Here is a 21,835-nt window from a genome sequence, read left to right as displayed (position 1 = left end):
GGACGCCGATCCCATGATCCGCCAGACCGTCAACGCCCTGATCGCGAGCGTCGTAACCTTCGCCCTCTGCGCCGTCGCCTACCCGGCGGCGGCCTGGGGCCTCGGCCAGCTCCTCTTCCCGACGAACGCCGACGGCAGCCTGCTGTATCGCCGCGACCGCACCGTGCTCGGCTCGGCCCTGGTCGCCCAGCCGTTCGCCTCCGACGGCTACTTCCACCCGCGGCCGTCGGCCGTCGACCACGACGCCTCCGCCACCGGCGGCTCGAACCTCGGGCCCAGGAGTCCGAAGCTCCGGGAGCAGGTGGCCGAACGGACGGCGAGCCTGGGTGCCACCGACGAGCACCCGGCGCCGCCGGACCTCGTCACCGCCTCCGGCTCGGGCATCGACCCGCACGTCAGCCCCGAGGCAGCCCGCTTCCAGGCCCGCCGCGTGGCCGAGGCGCGCGGCCTGCCGATCGACCGGGTGCTCGGCCTGATCGAACAGCACGTCGAGCGATCGGGATTCGTCATCGGGGCACCGCCCCGGGTCAACGTGCTGCGGCTGAACCTGGCCCTCGACGACGCACAGTAACGTGGGAGTCCCGCCGATGGCCGTCGACGCCGAAGCCGCCCGCCCCAACCCTGAGCAGTTCCTCCAGCTCATCCGCCGCCAGCAGCGCGGCCGGCTGAAGGTCTACCTCGGCCCGGCCGCGGGCGTGGGCAAGACCTTCGCCATGCTCCGCGAGGGGCACCGCCTGAAGCGGCAGGGCGTCGACGTGGCCGTCGGCCTGGTCGAGACCCACGGCCGCGCCGAGACGGCCGAGCAGCTCGGCGAACTGCCGGTGATCCCGCCCCGGAAGATTGAGTACCGCGGCGTCACGCTCCGCGAGATGGAAGTCGACGCCATCCTCGACCGCCGTCCCACCGTCTGCCTCGTCGACGAGCTGGCCCACACCAACGCCCCCGGCGGCCGGCACCCGAAGCGGTATCAGGACGTCGAGGACCTGCTCCGGGCCGGCATCCACGTCATCACCACGGTCAACGTCCAGCACCTGGAGAGCCTCTACGACGAGGTCGAGCGCGCCACCGGCGTGAAGGTCAAGGAGCGGCTGCCCGACTCCGTGCTTGCCGAGGCCGACCAGATCGTCAACGTCGACCTCCCGGCCGAGGACCTGCTCGATCGCCTCCGGGCTGGCAAGGTCTACCCGCCGGAGCGCGTCGAGCGGGCGATGGCCAACTTCTTCACCGAGGCAAACCTGACCCGCCTCCGCGAGCTGACCCTCTCCGAGTTGGCCCACCTGATCGACCGCCGCAGCCGCCGGGCCGAGGCCGACCGCGCCCCGGCCTTGGCGACCGACCGCGTGATGGTCGGCCTCTCCAGCCGCAGCCCCAACGCGCCGGCCCTGCTGCGCAAGGCCGCCCGGCTGGCCGACCGGCTCGATGCCCCCTGGTACGCCGTCTACATCCAGACTCCGGCCGAGGACCTCACCCGCATCGACGCCGCCACCCAGCGGCAGATCGGCAAGAACCTGGAGCTGGCCCAGCAGCTCGGCGGCATCCCGATGACCTTCAAGGGCCCCGACGTGGCCAGCACGATCGCCTCGTTCGCCCGGGAGTACGAGATCCGGGTGATCGTGCTGGGCAAGTCGCGGCAGTCGACCTGGCGTCGGCTGATGCGAGGGTCGCTGCTGGAGGCGGTGCTGGCGAAGACCGACGGGGCCGATGTCGTCGTCGTCGATGTCTGAAGTGCGTCAATGTGGGCAGAAGGCGAACCGCGGACCGACCGGTCGGCCATCCTCCTCGGGAAGCACGACTGCCTCGCTCAACATTCCTCGCGGGTCGCCAACCCACTCACCGGGCCCGCCTGACCGTCGACCGGGCCCCTCTGCTCGCCCAGCAGCCCCCGCAGGTTTCCCTCGATCGCACCGCAGTACCGCTCCAGCGGCAGGTCGTTGTCGTCGCAACCGAACGGGTTCTCGATCTCCACTCCGATCTCCTCGATCCCGAAGAACACGTACGACACCAGCAGCGTATCCAGCACCGCCGCCCAACCATACTCCCCCACCAGCGCGAACGGCAGCGTCCCGCAGTACAGCAGCAGCGCACGACGCAGGTGCACCACGTAGGCGTAAGGCAGCGGCGTCGTGTGGATCCGCTCGCAGCCGCCCAGCGAGTCGACCAACTTCTGGACGTTGCGGTCCAGCTCCATCTGCTGGTAGTCCGACAGCACGCCCCGGGCCCGCGCCTCGGCCAGCAGGCCGCTGATCCGCTGCGCCACCGCCAGCGGTACGTGCGGCGCCGCCAAGGCCTGCTCGGCCTCCGCCCGCGGTAGACGCTCGCCCGGCGGGCCGAGCCCCGGACGGCCACGCAGGCGGTGCATCACCGCGTAGGGGAAGGCCGCCGTCCAGCCAACCACCGCGCCGACCGCCTCGGGCTCCTCGCGCAGGAGCACGGAGGCGGCGCGGGCAAGGTTGCGCGTCTGGTTGACGATCCCGCCCCAGAGCCGCCGGCCCTCCCAGTAGCGGTCGTAGGACGAGTTGGTGCGAAAGACCAGTAGCAGGCCCAGCGCTACGCCGACCAGCCCGTGCACCGTGTGCGGCACGGCCACGGGCAGGACGTGGAGGTGGACGGCGGCCACGGCGGCCGACCAGGCGGTGACGGCCAGGACGCGCGGCGAGATCTCGCGGACCATCGAGCCGCGGACGCCGAGCAGGTGCGAGTACCAGCGGTGCGGGTCGTAGTCGATCATGCGCTGGGGCGGGGGGTTGACGGGTAGGGGGCCGCGGGGCGGTCGCGCGGCCGGGCCGTCCCAGAGCTACCAAGGCGCGCGAGGTCACGTCAACCGGGGGAGGACCTGGCAGGCGGTACAGGCCACCGGGCGGTGCCCGGCGTCGTCCACCTCCACGGTCCGCCGAGGACGGGCGGTTCCCGCGGGTGTCCCGGTCGCCTCGATCGCGGAATGCACCTCCGATCGCAGGAGGCGAACCGTCCGGACACCCCGCTGACGGGGCCCCGGGACGGTTCTCCTTGCGCCGTCAGCAGTTTTGTCGTCATAATGGCCGATTCAGAATTTCTTGATTCCAGGACAAAATTCATCAAAGTTAATGGGGATCCGATAGCAACGGAGCAAAAACCAACGAACTTGACTCGGAGCACCGGATTCGCCGAGTGGAAGCTTCTCGAAACCCGTCTCCGGCCACCTGATTCGAGAAGTCCCATTCGAGAGCGGTTATCGAGAACGCAGGATCCTGGGAACCAGCGGTTCCCCGCGGAAGTCCTTGCGACCTCTCGAAATCGGTCGTTTGCGAGAGCCGACCGCCCGGAAGATCGTTGGTTTTTGCTCCGTTGCTATCGGATCCCCAGGTTGAACTGCCCGTGGAAGCCCACGAAGACGCCATCGTTGAAGCCGGGCGGGAACGCCGACGGGGCGATCGCGATCTCGGCCGGCCCCTCGCTCTCGGCACCGGTCCGGGGGTCGGGGATCGGCTGGAAGGCCACGACCGGCTGCACTCCCGCCCCCCCGACGAGGGTGCCGGTGCGGTAGGCCGTGTAGTTCGACGGGAAGCCGAAGTCCTCGGCCGCGCCGCCGACGTCGGCCGCCGCGACCCGGTTCAGCTCGTCGGCGCTCAGCGGCTCGATCCGGTTCGAAGGCGTGTCGATCCCGTTGTCCTCGAAATAGAGGTCGCCCGAGGCCGGATGCACGGCGATCCCCGCCGCGTTCCTCAGCCCCGAGGCGATCCGGGTGAGCCCCGAGACGGAGAGACCCCCGGGCCCGTCGCTCACCGTCACCCGATAGAGCGAGTCGCCCCGGAGCGTCCCGTCGATCAGCCCGCTGACCCGAACGGTCTCGGTCGTCGCGGCGAAGTTCTCCGCGGCGCCGAGGTTGAAGAACAGGTCGTAGCTCCCCGGCGAGCCCGGCGTCGCCCGGGTCTCCAGTGCGAAGACCTTGTGCTCGAATCCGGGCGGGACGGCGAGGCGGATGCTGCCCGCGAGGCTCAGCGGGTCGGAAGGGGACGCGCCGGCTCGGAGCACCGAGATGCGCTCGCTCCCATCCTGGGAGCTGATGACCAGGATCAGGTCCCCCGCCCGCTCGATCGAGGTGAGGGCCCCGGGCAGCCCGCTGTAGAGCACCGTCCCCGGCCCGTCGGCGACGCCGTCGCCGTCGGCGTCCGAGAGGCGCAGGAGTTGTCCCGTGGAGTTGAAGTAACTGGTCGAGGCCGGCCGGCTCGTGGCGACCAGCAGCGAGCCGTCCACCAGCTGCGTCATGCCGTAGGGGTAGTCCAGGCCGCTGGCGAAGGTCGTGACCCGGAAGTCGGACGGGTCGACACCCGGGTCGAAGTTCAGGGACAGCAGGACACGTCCCTCCAAGGCCTCGAGCCCGGGTGCCAGCCGTCGCCCCCGGCCGGCCGAGGGCGGGGCCTTGGGCGACGCCCGTCGAGCCCCACGCCCGAGCCTCGGGTTGAGGGAACTTCGCGCCCTTCTCATCGGAGCTTTCCTCAGCATGCCTCGCACCACCTCGGCCGATCGTCCGGGCACCGGAGCGGAGGGATTCCTGCCACCATGCCCGGTCCCGACCCCGCTCGCAACGCCCCGACGCCGATCGTTGCCCGGTCCCGATACGACCGCCCGGGGCCCGAAGTCGTCGCGGCGGTGCCGAGCCGCAATGACCATCGAACGGAAATCGACGCGGCGATCTCGACGGGGGCGAGGCAGACTGCGAGCCATCGTCGCGAACGGTCCAGGCCCCGGCCTGAAGAAGCCTCGACGGCTCCCACCTGGCCGCCACCGGCCCGGCCGGGACGATCGCCCTCCGGGACGGTGAGACGGGCCTCGACGCCTGAACCAAGGGGGTCATTCGTCGACGATCCCATCGGGGCTCTCGTGCCGAGTCGCAGTTCCTGGGATTCGGCGGGTCTGCCCGGTGCGATCATCAGAGGCGCGTGAAGGCGGCGGCGGGAGCGAGCCCGCCCCAGAGATCGTTCATTCAAGTGCGTCAATGGTGGCAGAAAGCGCGGCCGAAAGCGTGTCCCATCGAAGTGGGATCTGAACCAGTCAGGCGCCTCACCCGGGCGGTTCGTCCGACCCCGGCCCCTCGGGCCGATCAGGATCGCCCGCGGCCGGACCGGCGTCGTACCTCAGCTTCAGGTACAGTGTGAACTGGACCACAGGCTCCAGGACGACCGGGTCGAGCACCTCGTCGAACCCGTCGGCATCCAGCGGGTTGTAGTAGAAGGTCCGCGGCTTGCGCAGGCCACGGATCGTGTACCGGTCGCGGTAGGATGCCACGGCGAGGTCCTCCGCCTCGGCGGCGACGTAGGAGTCGTAGAGCCCGCTCGGGTAGTAGGCCGCGTAGCGTTCGGTGTAGACCTGCGGCGGGCCCGGCAGCCGGAGCCCCAGCAGCCCCTCGTAGCGGGACTTCTTCCGACCGGCGACCCGCGCGGCCTCCTCCATGAGCCGGTCCTGGACCGCGGCGACGTCGGAGACGACGTAGTGGGCCGTCAATCTTCATTTGACCGGTAGCGTAGGGTCCTGTCTTGATGAGGTTTGGCGAAGGCACGAACCTCATGAACCAGGAGCATCGCGATGGACAAGTACCGGGTCACCCTGACCGAGGAGGAGCGGGCTGAGTTGCAGCACCTGGTCTCCACCGGCAAGGCTGCCGCCCGCAAGCTGGCCCATGCCCGTATCCTCCTCCTGGCCGATACCAGAGCCGGCCAAGAGCACTCGGATGAGCGGATCGCCGACGCACTTGGGGTCAGCCTACGAACCATCGCCCGGGTCCGTCAGCGGTTCGTCATCGACGGCGTTCAGGCGGCCATCAGTCGGGGTCCCCAGCCGCCACGACCGGACAAGATCAAGATCAAGGGGGACATCGAGCAGCGGTTGGTCCGACTGGCGTGCAGCGATCCGCCGCAGGGCCGATGCCACTGGACGCCGCAACTGCTGGCCGACGAACTGGTCGTCCTGGGCCTGGCCGAGTCGATCAGCACCGAGACCGTCCGCCAGGCTCTCAAAAGAACGACATCAAGCCCTGGATCGTCGAGACCCGGTGCATCCCGCCCGAGGCCGACGCCGAGTACGTCTGGCGGATGGAGGACGTGATCCAGGTCCACCTGCGGCCCTACGACCCGAGGTTCCCGGTCGCCTGCTTCGACGAGGCGTGCAAGCAACTCTTCGGCGAGGTGCGGCCACCCAGGCGGTGCCGCTCGGGCCGACCGGCTCAGGTGGACTACGAGTACGAGCGGGAGGGCGTCTGCCACCAGTTGATGATGTGCGAGCCGCTGCGGGGCTGGCGTCATGTCAAGGTGACCGGACGCCGGACCCGGCGGGACTACGCCGGCTGCATCCGGGACCTGGTGGAGGTGCACTACCCCCGAGCGGAGAAGGTCCTGCTGGTGCAGGACAACTTGAATACGCACGACGGGGCGAGCCCCTACGAGGCGTTCTCGCCGGAGGTGGCACGTCGGCTCCTGGACCGGATCGAGTTCCACTACACACCCAAGCACGGCAGTTGGCTGAACATGGCCGAGACGGAGATCAGCGTCATGAACCAGCAATGCCTGGATCGCCGGCTGGAGGGTCCGGCCAAGCTGGCGGCGGAGGTGGCGGCCTGGGAACACCGGCGGAACGTGAGGAGAGCCCGAATCCACTGGACCTTCACACTGGCCGCCGCTCGCCGGAAGCTGCGGAAGCTTTACCCGTCAATTGAAGATTGACGGCCCAGTAGTCCACCTCGATCAGGTCATGGACCTCCGAGCGGGCCGCCGCCAGGACTAGGCGGTCGAGCAGCGTGCGGTCGGCGTAGCGGACCGAAACGTTCTTCTTGAGCTCATAGCCGACGAGTTCCTCGCGGGCCTCGTCCCCCTCGACCTCGAAGCCGTAGACCTGAACCTGGGCGACGTAGTCCACAAAGATCTCCGGCCCGCGGACGCCCAGCGCCTTGATGTCCTCGACGAACCGGGCGACGGCCTCGTCCATCAGGCGATGACACTCGGCCGCCGTGGGGCCCTCACGCGCCAGGGCGAAAGTGGCGACGAACGCATCGGCCTTGACGTTGGCCAGCACGGCGGCCTCGACGAACGTGCTGGACCCGGCCGGGGGCAGCTCGTGCTCGGCGAGGGTGCGCTTGGCCCGCTCGACCTGCGCGGCCCGGTCCCTGCCCCCGGCCTGGCCGAAGGCGGCGTTGCCGCTGACCTGACCGAAGCAGGCCCCGCCGCCGCAGGCGACGAGGGCAAGCGCGAAGAGCGTGGCTCTGTTCATCTCTCGGTGCCCCCCTGATGGATGCCCCGGGGCCCGGCCCTCGCGGCGGGGTCCGCAGGGGCGTCGATCCGGCCTCGCGTCCGACCAGCATCCCAGCGGAGCCGAGGTCCTTCAACCGCCTCGCCGGCGACGACGCCTCCGTGGGCCGGGATCGGTCCGGTGCTCGTCGGAGGATCACCGGGCAGTGTCCGGCCGGCCCGCCGGGCGGAGCCTGGCCGGCCCGGTCGGGCGAAGGAGGCCAGGGGACGTCGCCCGGCCGCGTGGTGCGTCAATTGAGGCAGAAAGCGAACCGACGAGGCGACGATCGGTCCCGAGCCAATCCCTCCTCCTGACGGTCGCGCCCGGCTCGTCGATGAGCCGCCGCGACACCGCCTCGATGAGGGCCCGACCGCCGAGCCCGGGCCGCCACTCGGCCGGGATCCCCGACTCCCCCCGGCACGCACCGGCCAGCTGCCCGCGGACCGCTCCGGTCGTGTCCGCGTCGTCGCCCGGGTTCGCCGCTCGCAGGACCGACGTCCGGAAGTCCTCGGCACCCGCGAAGGCCCCCGGCGTCGCCCCCGGGCTGCGAGCCAGGGGGACACCTCCCTGGATCTCCGGGGGCCGCTCGCGGCGGGAGCCCCCCAGGGCCACCTCCCGTAGCTCCGCGTCGAGCGGGACGCGCTCGTCGAGCCGCCTCGGCGCCTCCCAGGCCGGGGCCAGCACCCCCTCCCGCGGTAGCCCGTGCAGCAGCCCGCACGGCAGCACCCCGAGGGAGGCGCAGGCCGACCGGCAGGCCGGGCTGCGGTGGGTCGGCAGGCTCGACTCGACGCGCCGCCGGACCACCTCGTCGAACCGGTCGGGAAGCCGGCACGCGTAGGCGACCGGGGCCCCGCGGGCGTCGCCGATGGCCAGCCCGAGGGGGACCCCACGCCGGCGATCCTCGCTCACCATCCGATCCACCCCCACGGGCCTGGACGATCGGCGGGCCGGTCCGCCGCGTGCCCCGGGCATCCCACCGGGTGTCGTCGTGGGATCTGCCCGGGGCCTCCGGCTCCTTCCCGGCCAGGTTCATCGCCGATCCCCGACCGCCTCGCCGATCCCCCGCCCTGGCCCACCCAGCGCCCGTTGAGCATCACGCCGCGCACCGCGCCCATCGCGGCGATGTCCTCCAGCGGATCACCGGCGACGAGGATCACGTCGGCCTGCCGCCCCGCCGCGATCGCCCCCAGCCGGTCCGCACACCCGAGGTACTCGGCATTGCGCGACGTCGCCGCCACGATCGCATCGCCCGGCGTCAGCCCGCACTCGACCAGCAGCTCCAGCTCCCGCTGGTAGGCCCCTCCCTCCTCGGCGTGCGGCGCCCAGGTGTGCGAGCCGACCACGATCGGCACCCCGGCCTCATGGCAGTGCCCCACGAAGCGGAGCATGGCCTCGAAGCCGCGCACGTGGTGGCCCTCGACGCCCCGGTCCCCCGCACGCCGCTCGAACACCGCCAGCGTCGGCGACAGGACCACCCCGCCGGCCACCATCCCCTCGATCAGCGGCCCGAGCCGGGGGTTGTCCTCCGGCTCGATCGTCGCCCACAGCCGGTACCGGCCCTCGTGCCGGGCCTCGTTGTCCCGCTCGACCGCCGCCCGGAAGGTCGCGGCCGGCTCCGGCTCGGCCAGGGCGGTCCCGAAGGAAGTGACGTGCTCGACCCCGTCGACCCCCGCCTCGATCGCCCGCCCGGCGTCGACCAGCTCCAGGTGCGCCGTCACCGGCACCCCCCGGGCGTGCGCCGCCTCGCTGGCCGCCCCGATCAGCTCAGGCGGCAGCCGGTAGTAGACCTTGATCGCCGACGCCCCGGCGGCGACCCGGCGCCCGACGGCGGCCCGGGCCTCCGCGGCCGTGCGGATCGCCTCGGCGTCGTCCGGGTGGGCGTGCGGCTGCTGGTCCAGGTGCCGGCCCGTCAGGAAGCAGCGCGGCAGGGGACCGGGGGCCTCCCGGACCGCCTGATAGGCCGGGATCGGGTGCCCCGGGTCGCGCAGGGTCGTCACCCCGCGGGAGAGCGACAGCCGGAGCATGCGGTGGCCGGGGTCGTCGCGGTCGTGGTGGAAGTGGGCGTCGATCAGCCCGGGCAGCAGCGACAGGCCCGCGGCCTCGACCACGCGGGCGTCCTCCGGGATCTCGACCCCGGCGCGGGGCCCGGCGGCCACGATCGTCGCCCCGCGGATGACGACCGCCGCGTCGGGGATCGCCGGGCCGCCGCGCCCGTCGATCAGCCGGGCGCCGACGATCGCCGTCGGCGGGCCGGGCTCGGGTTCGGCCGGGGGGTTGATCTCCTCGAGCCCCCGGTACGTCCGCACGGCCTCGTCCCGGGCCGGCGTGGCGACCGACCCGGCGCCGGCGATCGCCTGGGCCGTCGCGAGGGCGGCCAGGCCGAGGGGGTGCGTGATCATGGGGTGGGCCATCGGGATGGACTCGCGGGGGGGGCGTCGCCGGTCGGCTCGGGGAGGACCAAGACGAGATCACGGTAGCGCGGTCGGGGTGCCCGGTGCAAGCCCCGGCGGGCGAGCCCCGAGGCGGGCGTCCCGCCGGGCCGTCGGGAGGTCCCGGTGGCCGGGCTGTTAAGTAGCCCGCACTCTGGCACGGCTTCTTTGGAGCTATGCGGCCGCCTGCATCCGATCTCCTCGGCCACTGTCGGGTCGTCACGCGAGGCCGGGGGAGCAATTCGCCCCGCCGCCGGGCCGCACCCGCACGGTCCGATAATGGTGTCTATGGACGGAGTTGCAGCCCTCACGATCCGGCGCGCGTGGCTCAAGGGAAGGATAGGGGTGCAGTCCGATGGCCCTGCCTGCTCGCCCCAGGTTCACTTCGTCGGGTTTGAGCCGTCTTCGCCCAGCAGCGCGTCGACGACATCCGACAACTGCTCGCCCCGCACGTCCTTGGCGCGGATGACGCCTTGCCCGTCCAGGACGAAGATCGTCGGGTACTGGTAGACGTCGAACGCGTCGATGATCCCGCCATCCGGCCCATCCCACCAGTGGGTCCAGGGCATCTCCTCGTCGGCGAGGAAGTCGGTGAGGAGCTCCTTCTCCTGATCGGCGCTGATGCTGATCAGGGCAAAGGGCTGGTCCTTCAGGCGGGCGACCAGCTCTCGCTGGTGGGGGATCATCTCTCGGCAGGGGCCGCACCACGTCGCCCAGAAGTCGAGCACCACGACCTTACCCCGATATTCGGCGAGTGTCTCCTCCTCGCCATCGAGCCTGCGTCCGGCGGCCTCCGGGGCGGGCGAGCCGATCGAGAGGTCGGGGAAACGACCGGGGCCGTGGAGGTCGCGGGCGACCTTCGTGTAGTCCTCGATCTCGGCCTTGGCGCGGTCGCCGCGCTCGAGGACCCCCTCCAGGGATCCGCCCCCTTCGTTCGCCTCGATGTCCCTGCGGATCGCCTCGTCGAACCGGACGCGGTCGGCGAACTGGATCGACTCCTCGGCCCGGCGGATCAGCGCCTTGTAGGCCAGGATGCGGATCTCGGGGTCGGGGTTGCGGGCGATGATCTCGAAGACCAAGTCGTCGGTCGGCCCGTCGTGGGAGATGATCAGCGGCACGACGAGCCGCTCGATCTCCGGCTCGGTGACGTAGGACACCCGGAGCAGGTCGAGCGTGCGGCCCCGGACGTCCGGATACTCGTAGCTCCCCCGGATGGCGTGCTCGAGGGAGTCGAAGGCGGACGGGTGGTCGGGATGCGCCTCGGCGAACCCGAGGAACCTCCGGGCGAACTGCGCGGGGGGCGTCTCCGAGAAGGGGATGTAGAGGCGGCACCCCTCCGCGTCCGCCTCCTTGTACTCCTCCCGGAGGTATTTGCGGAAGGCCTCCTCGGCGGCCTGGTACTCCCGCCTCAGCGCCTCGAAGTCGGCCGAGGGCCCGGTCGGCCCCGGGTCCTGTGCCGTCGCGGCGGCAGGGACGAGGGACGCGAGGATCAATACCATCGTCATCGGGGCGAGCTGCATGGGCTTCGCTCACTCTCCCCGGGGGGCGGGATCGCTGGCCTCGGCGATCAGGACGGGGCGGGTCAATACTCGTCAGCGCTCACCAACTCGCCGCCGTTCCGGGTCGCGAGCTTCTGATAGACGCCCACCTTCGCCCCCGGCGCGACGGTCAGGCCGTAATCGGATCCGGGAGGGGCGGGGGTCCGGCTCGTGCCCGTCGGCAGGCCGTCGACCTGGGGAGCGGGGACGGTCCACGAGTCGACCGTGTCCTTGAGGAACCGGATCGAGCCGTCGCAGAACGCGACGTTCACGCCGCCGGGGTGGAAGCTCATGGCGTTGAAGGGGGCCCACTGCTCCAGCGCCGCGTTGCCCGGGTCGGAGTAGCGCCGGCCCCAGTTGGGCGGGAACCGGGCCTCGAGGCACCAGTCGGTCGGCTGGCCGACGTTCCACTGGTGGAGATAGCCCCGGGAGTTCTCGTTGAAGACCCCGTGGCCGGTCTCGGTGTACATCATCGTGTTGCTCGTGCCGTCCCGGACCGAGGCGACGGTGACCCGCCCGCCGGGGATGATCGTCCCCTTCGCATGCTGGGACAGCTGCGGGTCAGTCGTGGGCAGGCCCGACGGCCCTATCTGAATGCCCCAAGCCATCCAGGGGCCGACGACCCCCGAGTAATGGTTGTGAAATTGCTGATAGGTCGGCGGCCCGTACTGGATGGGGGTGGATACGAAGGCCGACTCGTCGCTCGGGCAGAAGAGCGCCGAGAAGCCGGTGCCGGCGACCGTGTAGTTGGCGGGGAAGAAGTAGGAGAGCCCGAAGTTCACCGAGTTGTAGAGCGGGACCTGCTCCATGTACTGGCAGAGGTGGACCAGCGAGGAGAAGCCGACGCTCGGCCATGTGACGAGCATGGCCGGCGGGTAGGAGCCGTAGGTCGCCTCGTAGTTGTTGGCCGCCAGCGACATCTGCTTCAGGTTGTTGACGCACTGGGCGCGCCGGGCCGCCTCCCGGGCGGCCTGGACCGCGGGCAGCAGCAGGGCGATCAGCACGCCGATGATGGCGATCACCACCAACAGCTCGATCAGCGTGAAGCCCCGGTGTCGGCGCCGACACGGGCGGGGGCCGGAATCGTTGGGGTGCATGGGCGGCTCCTCTCGAGATGGGGATAGAGATGACGAATCGAGGTGGGAGAGGTGGTGATGGCGGGCCCCCCGGCCGGTCAGCGGCCGGCGTCGGGGGAGGACTCGGAGGCGCCGCCGGCGTGGGCGGCCGCCTCCTCGGGGCTGTAGAACGTGTTCGGCTTCGGGACGTCGATCGACCCAGCGCCTCGGACGACGCCGTCGTCGTCGCCGCAACCGGCCGCGGCCAGGAGCGAGGCGCCCGCGACCGACAGGAGGAGGGCGGAGATGCGAGGCCGGTCGGTTCGGTTCGTCACGGGGAGTGGTCTCCGGTCGAGGATTGAGATCAGCCTGGGAGCGGGGGCGGGGAGGGCTGTCCGGCTCGGGCCACGCCCCGGCCGAGTCCGACGAGCTCGAGGATCGTCGGCAGGAGTTCCCGGATCGATTCGGCGCAGTCGGGGGGCTGGGCCGGGTCGTCGGGCGAGTCGATCGGCTCGCCCGCCAGGAGGCGCCTGGTGATCGCCTCGGTCAGCTCGGCGAGCCTGGGATCCTCTCCGGGGCCGGCGCGGTCGGTCATCCGTCCGCCTCCAGCCGGCCCCTCATGTGGATCAGGGCCCGGAGCAGGCGGGCCTTCACCGCCCCCCTGGTGATCCCGAGCGCCTCGGCGATCTGGGCCGCGTCGAGCTGTTCGAGGTAGCGCATTACCAGGACCTCGCGATCCCGGGCGGACAGGGAGGCCAGCGCGGCCATGACCTGATCGCATCGCTCCCGACGCGAGAGCCGGTTGCTCGGGCTGGTGTCGTTCGCCAGGAACCGGCGGGCGAGGGCCCGGGACGAGTCGTCGGGATGGGCATCGGCCCGGGACTCCCGGGTGATGCTCCGGCGCTGCGAGGCGATGTGCCTGCGGTGGGCGTCGATGACCCGCTCGCCGGCGAGCTGGCGCAGCCAGCCGAGGAAGGGCAGGGGCCGTTCCCTCAAATAGTCGTCCATCCGCTTCGAGGCGTCGGCCAGCGTCTCCTGGACGACGTCAGAGGGGTCGACTCGGGAGGTAAGCCGGCGATCGAGGCGGGCGGCGACCATGCGTCGGAGGTGCTCTCGATGCACCTCCAGCAACTCCTGGCGGGCGGCAATGTCCCCCCGGAGGGCCTGATCGATCAGGTTCTGGACGAGCCGGGTCGTCTCGGTCATCGGCGAACCTCCCTACCCCTTACCCCGCGAACCAGGGGCCGGGGATACGCGGAAAGTTTCTCGAATTCGCAACCCGATCGCCCATCGGGCGTTCACAGCCAGGCGCCGGCAGCCGTCCGGGGAGGGCGAGGATGCGAGGAGCCTGCCGAGCGGGCCGGGGTCAGGGGGGGCTCATCCCCGGCTGTAGCGTCGAGGGGGCGGGGGCGGAGGCGGAGCGAGAACGGTCCTCGATCAGGCGATCGAGCCGGTGGGCGGTTTGCAGCGTGTCTCGGTGGTCCGGCCCGAGGATGCGGCGCTGGGCTGCCAGGCAAGACCGGAGCATCTCCTCGGCCTCGTCCAGCCGGCCTCGGTCCCGGAGCAGGTCGGCCAGGCTGCTGGTCACGTAGAGGGTGTCGGGGTTCTCCGGGCCGATGGACCACCGACGCTCCTCGACGCTCCGGCGGATCAGCGGTTCGGCCTCGTCCGGCCGGCCCTGCTCGTTCAGCACGTGGCCGAGGTTGTAGAGGGCGGTCACGGTGTCGGGGTGGTGTTCGCCGAGGATCCGACGGTCGGTCTCGAGGCATTCCCGGAAGAGCCGCTCCGCCTCGGCGAACCTCGCCTGCCGGTTGAGGGCGGCGCCGAGGTTGTTGAGCGTCGTCAGCGTGTGAGGGTGCTCCGGCCCCAGCTCCCGACGTTGCTCGTCGGCCAGCTCCCGGTAGAGCGCCTCGGCCTCTTCGGCCTTCCCCTGGCGGAGGAAGACGTCTCCCAGGTGGAAGCGGGCAGAGAAGATGAATTGCGGGTTGGGTTCCGGGGCCCGGCGGGCGTTTGCAAGGCAATCCCGGTAGAGGGCCTCGGCCTCCCGGAGCTCCTCCCGGTTCCGGAGGACCTCCGCGAGGTACAGGGCGGATTGCAAGGTGACCGCGTGCAGGGGCCCGAGGACTCGCCGGGACTCGGTCCTGACCCGCGAGAGGGTGGCCAGGGCCTCGTCCCTGCGGCCGAGGTGCGAGAGGACGTGGCCCAGCTCCGCCGACGCTTCCAGGCGCCCCGCCCCCTCGTCGACGTCCCCCCGGGACTCGAAGAGCCCGAGGGCGGCCCGGAAGTGGGCCTCGCCCTTGTGGTACTCGCCCAGGCCGTGATAGGAGCGGCCGATGGCGAGCTGGATCGCCGCCTCCATCTCGGGCTGACCGGGGAACGCCGAGTCGACCCGGCCCGCGGCGCGGTCGAGGACCTCCAGGAGCGTGACGGGCTCCTCGGCGGGGTTGCTCGCGGGCTCCGCCTGGTGGATCAGGCCCTCGATCAGGAAGCGGTTGACGGCGTCGGCCTTGGCGGTCTCGGCCCGGGCCTCGCGCTCGGCGACGAGCAGCAGCCGCTTCTGCCGGACGGCCTCGCGCCAGCCCCAGGTCACGCCAGCGAAGCCGACGGCGAGGGCCACCACGAGCGACCCGACGAGCCCCGCCTGCAACGGCCTGCGCCGGCACCATCGCCAGGCCCGGGAGAGCGGCCCGACCGGCCGGGCCACGATCGGCCGGCCGTCGAGGAACCGCCCGAGGTCCTCGGAGAGCTGGAGGGCCGTCTCGTAGCGATCCGAAGGGTCCCGGGCCATCGCCTTGGCGACGATCGTCGCCAGGTCGGAGGGGACGGCCGGGTTGAGCCGGCGGATCGGCGCCGGCTCCCCCTCGGCGATCATCCGGAAGATCTGCTGGTGGTCGTCGCCCGAGATGGCAGGCCTGAGCGTCAGCAGCTCGTAGAGGGTCGCGCCCAGCGAGTAGACGTCGGAGCGGCGATCGACCAGGGCCCGCTTGCCGAGCGCCTGCTCGGGGCTCATGTACCGCAGGGTCCCGGGCAGGTCGCCGGTGGCCGTCAGGCCGGCATTGCCCTGGACCGCGGCCATGCCGAAGTCGGCGACCCAGAGCTCCCCCCGGAAGTCGACGAGGAGATTGGCCGGCTTGATGTCGCGGTGCACCACCCCCTGGTCGTGCGCGTAGCCGAGCGCCCCGGCCGCGTCCATCCCCAGCGCCGCGACCGCCCGGAGGTAGGCCCGGGCGCCGATCGAGGGCGGGCCCGAGACGCCGGGGGGGGCCGCCGAGGCGGCGGGGGCGGGGGCGGGGATCGGGCCGGATCGGCTCCCGTCGTGCTCGCGGCGGGGAGGGGCCAGGCGTCCCGACAGCAGCCCCGCCGCGACGGCACCGAGCCCCTCGGCGGGGGGCGGGCCGCCGGCGCCGCGGTCGCCATCGACCGCCCGGCGGATCTCCCCGACCAGGTCGGCCAGGCTCCCCCCCTCGATGAATCGCATCGCGTAGTAGGGGACGCCCCGGACGAGGCCGACGTCATGCACCGGGACGACCCGGGGGTGCTGGAGCCAGCCGGCCACCTGCGCCTCGAGCCGGAAGCGTTGCATCGCCCGGGGGTCCATCGCCAGCGCCTGCGGCAGGATCTTCAGCGCGACCCGACGCCTGAGCGCCACCTGCTCGGCCTCGTAGACGATGCCCATCCCCCCCCGGCCGACCTCCCGAAGGATCCGGAACTTGCCGAAGGCTGTCCGCCCGTCCTCGTCCCGGGCGTCCCCCGGGAGCTCCTCGCCGCCGTCCGAGAGCTCGGCCAGGCCCCGCATCGCCGGCATCAGGCTCCGGAGCTCCTCGGCCCAGCCCGGATGCCCCTCGACGAGCCTCTCCACGTCGACCGGCTCGCCGTCGAGCAGGCGCCTCGTCGTCTCCTCGACCAGGTCGAGGAGCGCAGGGTCGAGCCCCAGGGATTCGGGGTTCGACCCCGAGCGTCCCCGACGATCGCCGGGCCAGGTCGACCGGCCTGACGACCGGCCGAGGGGGTCGCGCCCACCCCGGTCACTTCGGGACGCATCCCCGACGTGCTCGCGATTCTCGGGGTGCGGCATCGCGGAGCCTCCCGCTGCGTCGGACCCGGTGCGACGGCGAGGCCGGGTGAGGTCCTCTATGTCCGTCGGGATCGACTCGTGATCGCCGATGAAGGTCGTCGACTCGGCCGGGGGGCGGGGGCGGCCGAGGACCGGGGGATCGATCCGGGCAGAACCGCCGCATCTCGGGGGATCCTTGCAAGGCGATTCGCAGCGTCTCCAGGATATGACCCGTCACGCCCTTCGACCATACTGTACTGTTGCAGTTCGTTGAGCCGGCGGGGGGTGTGGCCACAGACGAGGTGAAGCGGCAGCGTCCGATAATCGATTCTACTGAACGGTGCGCAAAGAAGGTCAAGTTCCCCCGATCTCCAACCCGGCCTGAGCGAAGAAGGCTCGGACCAGATGTGACTTCTGGCGTAGGCGTCCGACGGCGAGGTGGAACTGCTCGTGCAACTCCTCCAGGTCTCGACATACGAGATTTCGCATCTCCACGTTCTTCAGGTGATGCCAGCCCCCCTCGTCCCACGGGTTGAGGTCAGGGGCGTACCCCGGAAGCGCTTCCAGCCAGACCCGGCCGCCCGTGCCCGACACGAAGTCCTTGACCGCAGCACGACGGTGGATGGGCGAGCCGTCCCCGATCACCAGCAGCCGCTCCCCCGCGACGCGGAGCAGGTGGATCAGGAACTCGACGCTGTGCAGCCCATTCAGCGACTCCTGCCGCACCAGCGTGTAGACCTTGCCTGTGGGCGTCAGCCCGCCCATGACGGACAGGTGGTCGCGCGTCACCTTCTCGCGGAGCACCGGCGTCAGCCCCTCGGGGGCGTAGGTCCGGACCAGGCCCGGCAGCAGGTAGAACCCCGCCTCGTCCACGAGGACCGGCACTCGACGCTCGCGTCTCGCCCGCCGTCGCAGTGCCGGCCAGCTCTCGTCCCGCCAGCGGCGGATGGCCTCCTCATCTCGCTGGATCGCTCGCCGGATCGGCACCTGGGGCGTCCAGCCCAACTCGCTGAGCAACCGCCCGACGTGGGCCTTGTGGTAGCGGACGCCGAACTCCTCCTCGATGACGAGGGCGATTCGGGCACGGGTCCAGACCTGGCCGCGGAAGCCGTAGGCCTCCTGCCCATGCCAGAGGAACTCGGGGATCAGCCGCTTCTGGACGCCCGAGAGCTTGGACGGATGGCCGGGCGCGGGGTGCGAGCGCAGCGCCTCTCGGCCGCCGTGTCGGGCACGGGCGAGCCAGCGGCTGATCGTCTCCTCGGAGGCGTCCAGGGCCTCAGCGATGACGCGCTGGCGCCCGCCCTGTTGCTTCAGGTCCAACGCCCGCAACCTCCGCCACTCACGCCAATCATGAGGGATGAAGTTCGAGGCTTCCATCCCCTGATTCTACCGGAACGAAAACTTGACCGCCTTTGCGCACCGGTCAGTAGGTCGTCCGGGTCGGGCGTGCGTGCCTGTCGCCGGCCGTCAGGCCGGCAGCGGCCTGGGGCGATCTGGGGGGCGGGATCCGATCCGGAGGGGCGGCCGCGTGACCGCCCCAGGCGTTATGATGTGAACACACCGGTCATAAGCGTCATTATCGGACCGTGCGGGTGCGGCCCGGCGGCGGGGCGAATTGCTCCCCCGGCCTCGCGTGACGACCCGACAGTGGCCGAGGAGATCGGATGCAGGCGGCCGCATAGCTCCAAAGAAGCCGTGCCAGAGTGCGGGCTACTTAACAGCCCGGCCACCGGGACCTCCCGACGGCCCGGCGGGACGCCCGCCTCGGGGCTCGCCCGCCGGGGCTTGCACCGGGCACCCCGACCGCGCTACCGTGATCTCGTCTTGGTCCTCCCCGAGCCGACCGGCGACGCCCCCCCCGCGAGTCCATCCCGATGGCCCACCCCATGATCACGCACCCCCTCGGCCTGGCCGCCCTCGCGACGGCCCAGGCGATCGCCGGCGCCGGGTCGGTCGCCACGCCGGCCCGGGACGAGGCCGTGCGGACGTACCGGGGGCTCGAGGAGATCAACCCCCCGGCCGAACCCGAGCCCGGCCCGCCGACGGCGATCGTCGGCGCCCGGCTGATCGACGGGCGCGGCGGCCCGGCGATCCCCGACGCGGCGGTCGTCATCCGCGGGGCGACGATCGTGGCCGCCGGGCCCCGCGCCGGGGTCGAGATCCCGGAGGACGCCCGCGTGGTCGAGGCCGCGGGCCTGTCGCTGCTGCCCGGGCTGATCGACGCCCACTTCCACCACGACCGCGACGACCCCGGCCACCGCATGCTCCGGCTGTCGCTCTCCCGCGGGGTGACGACCCTGCGCGACCCGGGGCACCCGATCCCGGCCTATCAGGCGGTCCGGGAGGCCCCCGGTCCCCTGCCGCGCTGCTTCCTGACGGGCCGGCACCTGGACCAGCAGCCGCACGCCCACCCGGACGACGCCGAGGCGATCCGCACGGCCGCGGAGGCCCGGGCCGCCGTCGGGCGCCGGGTCGCCGCCGGGGCGTCGGCGATCAAGGTCTACTACCGGCTGCCGCCTGAGCTGATCGGGGCGGCCAGCGAGGCGGCGCACGCCCGGGGGGTGCCGGTGACGGCGCACCTGGAGCTGGTCGACGCCGGGCGGGCGATCGAGGCGGGGGTCGACGGGGTCGAGCACGTCACTTCCTTCGGGACCGCCCTGGCCGAGCCGGAGCCGGCCGCGACCTTCCGGGCGGCGGTCGAGCGGGACAACGAGGCCCGGCACGAGGGCCGGTACCGGCTGTGGGCGACGATCGAGCCGGAGGACAACCCCCGGCTCGGGCCGCTGATCGAGGGGATGGTGGCCGGCGGGGTGGTCCTGTCGCCGACGCTGGCGGTGTTCGAGCGGCGTGCGGGGGACCGGGGCGTCGAGGGCCACCACGTGCGCGGCTTCGAGGCCATGCTCCGCTTCGTGGGGCACTGCCATGAGGCCGGGGTGCCGATCGTGGTCGGCTCGCACACCTGGGCGCCGCACGCCGAGGAGGGAGGGGCCTACCAGCGGGAGCTGGAGCTGCTGGTCGAGTGCGGGCTGACGCCGGGCGATGCGATCGTGGCGGCGACGTCGCGCAATGCCGAGTACCTCGGGTGTGCGGACCGGCTGGGGGCGATCGCGGCGGGGCGGCAGGCCGACGTGATCCTCGTCGCCGGTGATCCGCTGGAGGACATCGCCGCGATGGGCGCGGTGCGCGGCGTGATGCTCAACGGGCGCTGGGTGGGCCAGGGCGGGGGATCGGCGAGGCGGTCGGGGATCGGCGATGAACCTGGCCGGGAAGGAGCCGGAGGCCCCGGGCAGATCCCACGACGACACCCGGTGGGATGCCCGGGGCACGCGGCGGACCGGCCCGCCGATCGTCCAGGCCCGTGGGGGTGGATCGGATGGTGAGCGAGGATCGCCGGCGTGGGGTCCCCCTCGGGCTGGCCATCGGCGACGCCCGCGGGGCCCCGGTCGCCTACGCGTGCCGGCTTCCCGACCGGTTCGACGAGGTGGTCCGGCGGCGCGTCGAGTCGAGCCTGCCGACCCACCGCAGCCCGGCCTGCCGGTCGGCCTGCGCCTCCCTCGGGGTGCTGCCGTGCGGGCTGCTGCACGGGCTACCGCGGGAGGGGGTGCTGGCCCCGGCCTGGGAGGCGCCGAGGCGGCTCGACGAGCGCGTCCCGCTCGACGCGGAGCTACGGGAGGTGGCCCTGGGGGGCTCCCGCCGCGAGCGGCCCCCGGAGATCCAGGGAGGTGTCCCCCTGGCTCGCAGCCCGGGGGCGACGCCGGGGGCCTTCGCGGGTGCCGAGGACTTCCGGACGTCGGTCCTGCGAGCGGCGAACCCGGGCGACGACGCGGACACGACCGGAGCGGTCCGCGGGCAGCTGGCCGGTGCGTGCCGGGGGGAGTCGGGGATCCCGGCCGAGTGGCGGCCCGGGCTCGGCGGTCGGGCCCTCATCGAGGCGGTGTCGCGGCGGCTCATCGACGAGCCGGGCGCGACCGTCAGGAGGAGGGATTGGCTCGGGACCGATCGTCGCCTCGTCGGTTCGCTTTCTGCCTCGAAGAACTAAACCGCTCCGCGGTAGGTAGGAGTTTGGCCACGCTCCCTAGCCGACGGCCTCAGCGCTACGGACGTCGTCGCTGCTTGTCGCGAGACGAGGCGTCGTGCTATTGGTCGGCCACTGACGACTTGAGGGATGGGCTGCAATCGGTTCTCCTGGAGCCCTAACCGCTTCAGGAGCATCGACATGAAGAAGTACATCGTGACGCTCACCGCCGACGAACGCCAGGCCCTCCTCGATCTCATCTCCGCCGGCAAGGCCTCCGCTCTGAAACTGGCCCATGCCCGCATCCTCCTCAAGGCTGATGCCGCCGAGGGCGGGCCCGCCTGGCCCGACGACCGCATCGCCGAGGCCGTCGAGGTCTCTGTCGCCACCATCGAGCGGGTCCGCCAGCGGTTCGTCGAGCAGGGCCTGGAGGCCGCCCTGGTCCGCAAGACGCAGGCCCGTCCCAGCCGCCAGCGGGCCCTCGACGGCCGGGCCGAGGCGAAGTTGATCGCCCTGGCCTGCTCGGAGCCCCCCGACGGCCGCAAGGCCTGGACGATGCGATTGCTGGCCGACAAGCTCGTCGAGTTGGAGATCGTCCCCTCGATCTCCGACGAGACGGTGCGCCGCTCTTTGAAAAAAGCGAACTGAGGCCGCATCTGAAGCAGCAGTGGTGCATCCCGCCGGAGGCGAACGCCGAGTTCGTGGCGGCGATGGAGGACGTGCTGGAGGTCTACCACCGGCCCTACGACGAGACGCGACCGCTGGTCTGCCTCGACGAGGCGAGCAAGCAACTGATCGGCGAGACGGTCGTGCCGATCCCGGCAGCGCCAGGGCGGCTCGAGCGGTTCGATCACGAATACGTCCGCAACGGGACGGCCAACCTGTTCATGGTGACGATGCCGCTGCTGGGGTGGCGTGCGGTCCACGTCACCGAGCGTCGGACGGCGTTGGACTTCGCCGAGGTGGTGCGTTGGCTGGTGGAGGAGGTGCACGAGGAGGCGGAGAAGGTCGTGCTGGTGATGGACAACCTGAACACGCACAAGATCGCCTCGCTGTACGAGGCGTTCCCGCCGGAGCGGGCCCGTCGGATCGCCGGGAAGTTGGAGATCCACCACACGCCGAAGCACGGGAGTTGGCTGAACATGGCGGAGATCGAGCTGTCGGTGCTGGCGAGGCAGTGCCTGGACCGGCGGATCGGGTCGAGCGAGGAACTGAAGCGGGAGGTCGCGGCGTGGGAGGAGGACCGCAACGAGCGGATGGTGGGCATTCGGTGGCAGTTCACCACGGCGGATGCCCGGATCAAACTGCACCGACTATACCCGGCAACTCAATAGCGGACGACCACTATGCTCCGGCTCGGGTCCGTTCGGGGGTGCGCCCGGCCGCATTTCTTCCCCGTCGCGGCCGTCGAGCACGCCCCCCAGATCACGCCCCTTGCCAAGCTATCCAATCCTCTCTTAAAGCAAAGGCCGTGCCTGTCGCGGCTT

19 protein-coding genes are annotated in these 21,835 nt (G+C 71.8%); 6 read left to right on the top strand and 13 right to left on the bottom strand.

Annotated features, from left to right (window positions below; all coding sequences use genetic code 11):
• The first annotated feature begins 13 nt into the window (after nt 1-13).
• Nucleotides 14-571, top strand: coding sequence for a potassium-transporting ATPase subunit KdpC (gene kdpC / locus ElP_RS34865; protein ID WP_145279367.1), 558 nt, complete (start codon nt 14-16; stop codon nt 569-571).
• Between the two features lie 16 nt (nt 572-587).
• Nucleotides 588-1,724: a universal stress protein gene (locus ElP_RS34860; RefSeq protein ID WP_145279365.1), complete on the top strand. Its 1,137-nt coding sequence runs from the start codon at nt 588-590 to the stop codon at nt 1,722-1,724.
• A gap of 77 nt (nt 1,725-1,801) precedes the next feature.
• On the opposite strand, the gene ElP_RS34855 is transcribed toward ElP_RS34860, so the two are convergent.
• The 3 genes from ElP_RS34855 to ElP_RS34845 all read right to left on the bottom strand — a co-directional run bounded on the left by ElP_RS34855 (nt 1,802) and on the right by ElP_RS34845 (nt 5,481).
• Nucleotides 1,802-2,728, bottom strand: coding sequence for a bestrophin family protein (locus ElP_RS34855; RefSeq protein ID WP_145279363.1), 927 nt, complete (start codon nt 2,726-2,728; stop codon nt 1,802-1,804).
• Nucleotides 2,729-3,327: 599 nt separating this feature from the next.
• Nucleotides 3,328-4,347, bottom strand: a complete 1,020-nt coding sequence (locus ElP_RS34850) for a PQQ-dependent sugar dehydrogenase (RefSeq protein WP_145279361.1) — start codon at nt 4,345-4,347, stop codon at nt 3,328-3,330.
• Between the two features lie 693 nt (nt 4,348-5,040).
• The gene (locus ElP_RS34845) at nt 5,041-5,481 is read right to left on the bottom strand and encodes a hypothetical protein (RefSeq protein WP_145279359.1); all 441 of its coding nucleotides are present in this window, start codon (nt 5,479-5,481) and stop codon (nt 5,041-5,043) included.
• An 81-nt stretch (nt 5,482-5,562) separates the two neighbouring features.
• Between ElP_RS34845 and ElP_RS34840 the strand changes: the two genes are divergently transcribed.
• A protein-coding gene (locus tag ElP_RS34840; protein WP_390834771.1) for an IS630 family transposase occupies nt 5,563-6,695 on the top strand; the annotation gives its coding sequence in 2 pieces (ribosomal slippage) (nt 5,563-5,992 and nt 5,992-6,695; 1,134 coding nt in all).
• Here the strand turns inward: ElP_RS34840 and ElP_RS34835 are convergent.
• The 10 genes from ElP_RS34835 to ElP_RS34790 all read right to left on the bottom strand — a co-directional run bounded on the left by ElP_RS34835 (nt 6,637) and on the right by ElP_RS34790 (nt 17,710).
• The gene (locus ElP_RS34835) at nt 6,637-7,239 is read right to left on the bottom strand and encodes an SIMPL domain-containing protein (RefSeq protein ID WP_145279357.1); all 603 of its coding nucleotides are present in this window, start codon (nt 7,237-7,239) and stop codon (nt 6,637-6,639) included. The two genes, ElP_RS34840 and ElP_RS34835, sit on opposite strands and share 59 nt — an antisense overlap.
• Before the next feature lie 174 nt (nt 7,240-7,413).
• The gene (locus ElP_RS34830) at nt 7,414-8,169 is read right to left on the bottom strand and encodes an ADP-ribosylglycohydrolase family protein (RefSeq protein WP_197447186.1); all 756 of its coding nucleotides are present in this window, start codon (nt 8,167-8,169) and stop codon (nt 7,414-7,416) included.
• Entirely contained in the window at nt 8,163-9,668 is a 1,506-nt protein-coding gene (locus tag ElP_RS34825; RefSeq protein WP_145279341.1) for an amidohydrolase family protein, read from the bottom strand. The genes ElP_RS34830 and ElP_RS34825 overlap by 7 nt, the downstream gene beginning before the upstream one ends.
• A gap of 398 nt (nt 9,669-10,066) precedes the next feature.
• Complete coding sequence (locus ElP_RS34820) at nt 10,067-11,206, bottom strand: TlpA family protein disulfide reductase (protein ID WP_145279353.1); 1,140 nt, start codon at nt 11,204-11,206, stop codon at nt 10,067-10,069.
• A 62-nt stretch (nt 11,207-11,268) separates the two neighbouring features.
• Nucleotides 11,269-12,321 (bottom strand): DUF1559 family PulG-like putative transporter, encoded by a 1,053-nt coding sequence (locus ElP_RS34815; RefSeq protein ID WP_145279576.1) that lies wholly within the window; start codon nt 12,319-12,321, stop codon nt 11,269-11,271.
• Between the two features lie 77 nt (nt 12,322-12,398).
• Nucleotides 12,399-12,614 (bottom strand): hypothetical protein, encoded by a 216-nt coding sequence (locus tag ElP_RS34810; RefSeq protein ID WP_145279351.1) that lies wholly within the window; start codon nt 12,612-12,614, stop codon nt 12,399-12,401.
• Between the two features lie 29 nt (nt 12,615-12,643).
• Nucleotides 12,644-12,874 (bottom strand): hypothetical protein, encoded by a 231-nt coding sequence (locus ElP_RS34805; protein ID WP_145279349.1) that lies wholly within the window; start codon nt 12,872-12,874, stop codon nt 12,644-12,646.
• The gene (locus ElP_RS34800) at nt 12,871-13,485 is read right to left on the bottom strand and encodes a sigma-70 family RNA polymerase sigma factor (RefSeq protein ID WP_145279348.1); all 615 of its coding nucleotides are present in this window, start codon (nt 13,483-13,485) and stop codon (nt 12,871-12,873) included. Before ElP_RS34800 ends, ElP_RS34805 begins: the two co-directional genes overlap by 4 nt.
• 160 nt (nt 13,486-13,645) lie before the next feature.
• On the bottom strand, nt 13,646-16,354 hold the full coding sequence (locus tag ElP_RS34795; RefSeq protein WP_145279346.1) for a tetratricopeptide repeat protein: 2,709 nt from the start codon (nt 16,352-16,354) through the stop codon (nt 13,646-13,648).
• Nucleotides 16,355-16,687: 333 nt separating this feature from the next.
• On the bottom strand, nt 16,688-17,710 hold the full coding sequence (locus ElP_RS34790) for an IS630 family transposase (RefSeq protein WP_145279343.1): 1,023 nt from the start codon (nt 17,708-17,710) through the stop codon (nt 16,688-16,690).
• Between the two features lie 497 nt (nt 17,711-18,207).
• Here ElP_RS34790 and ElP_RS34785 point away from each other — a divergent pair, with 497 nt between their 5' ends.
• The 3 genes from ElP_RS34785 (at nt 18,208) to ElP_RS34775 (ending at nt 21,682) form a co-directional block, all read left to right on the top strand.
• On the top strand, nt 18,208-19,713 hold the full coding sequence (locus ElP_RS34785) for an amidohydrolase family protein (RefSeq protein ID WP_145279341.1): 1,506 nt from the start codon (nt 18,208-18,210) through the stop codon (nt 19,711-19,713).
• Nucleotides 19,707-20,372, top strand: coding sequence for an ADP-ribosylglycohydrolase family protein (locus ElP_RS34780; RefSeq protein ID WP_197447184.1), 666 nt, complete (start codon nt 19,707-19,709; stop codon nt 20,370-20,372). Before ElP_RS34785 ends, ElP_RS34780 begins: the two co-directional genes overlap by 7 nt.
• Nucleotides 20,373-20,549: 177 nt before the next feature.
• Nucleotides 20,550-21,682 (top strand): IS630 family transposase gene (locus ElP_RS34775; RefSeq protein ID WP_145268065.1). Its coding sequence is split into 2 segments (ribosomal slippage): nt 20,550-20,988 and nt 20,988-21,682, totalling 1,134 coding nucleotides; the frame shifts between segments, so codons are not numbered across the junction.
• Nucleotides 21,683-21,835: the final 153 nt, after the last annotated feature.

This window comes from Tautonia plasticadhaerens, from assembly GCF_007752535.1.
Classification (GTDB): domain Bacteria; phylum Planctomycetota; class Planctomycetia; order Isosphaerales; family Isosphaeraceae; genus Tautonia; species Tautonia plasticadhaerens.
The sequence above is the reverse complement of the archived record's forward strand: the minus strand, read 5'-3'. Positions and strand labels throughout refer to the sequence as shown.

Excerpts from the sequence above, each read along its gene's own strand:
- ElP_RS34815 (WP_145279576.1), bottom strand. The coding sequence starts at position 12,321 with ATGCACCCCAACGATTCCGGCCCCCGCCCGTGTCGGCGCCGACACCGG.
- ElP_RS34785 (WP_145279341.1), top strand. The coding sequence starts at position 18,208 with ATGGCCCACCCCATGATCACGCACCCCCTCGGCCTGGCCGCCCTCGCG.
- ElP_RS34780 (WP_197447184.1), top strand. The coding sequence starts at position 19,707 with ATGGTGAGCGAGGATCGCCGGCGTGGGGTCCCCCTCGGGCTGGCCATC.
- ElP_RS34830 (WP_197447186.1), bottom strand. The coding sequence starts at position 8,169 with ATGGTGAGCGAGGATCGCCGGCGTGGGGTCCCCCTCGGGCTGGCCATC.
- ElP_RS34860 (WP_145279365.1), top strand. The coding sequence starts at position 588 with ATGGCCGTCGACGCCGAAGCCGCCCGCCCCAACCCTGAGCAGTTCCTC.
- ElP_RS34825 (WP_145279341.1), bottom strand. The coding sequence starts at position 9,668 with ATGGCCCACCCCATGATCACGCACCCCCTCGGCCTGGCCGCCCTCGCG.
- ElP_RS34855 (WP_145279363.1), bottom strand. The coding sequence starts at position 2,728 with ATGATCGACTACGACCCGCACCGCTGGTACTCGCACCTGCTCGGCGTC.
- ElP_RS34820 (WP_145279353.1), bottom strand. The coding sequence starts at position 11,206 with ATGCAGCTCGCCCCGATGACGATGGTATTGATCCTCGCGTCCCTCGTC.
- ElP_RS34795 (WP_145279346.1), bottom strand. The coding sequence starts at position 16,354 with ATGCCGCACCCCGAGAATCGCGAGCACGTCGGGGATGCGTCCCGAAGT.
- ElP_RS34835 (WP_145279357.1), bottom strand. The coding sequence starts at position 7,239 with ATGAACAGAGCCACGCTCTTCGCGCTTGCCCTCGTCGCCTGCGGCGGC.
- ElP_RS34805 (WP_145279349.1), bottom strand. The coding sequence starts at position 12,874 with ATGACCGACCGCGCCGGCCCCGGAGAGGATCCCAGGCTCGCCGAGCTG.
- kdpC (WP_145279367.1), top strand. The coding sequence starts at position 14 with ATGATCCGCCAGACCGTCAACGCCCTGATCGCGAGCGTCGTAACCTTC.
- ElP_RS34790 (WP_145279343.1), bottom strand. The coding sequence starts at position 17,710 with ATGGAAGCCTCGAACTTCATCCCTCATGATTGGCGTGAGTGGCGGAGG.
- ElP_RS34800 (WP_145279348.1), bottom strand. The coding sequence starts at position 13,485 with ATGACCGAGACGACCCGGCTCGTCCAGAACCTGATCGATCAGGCCCTC.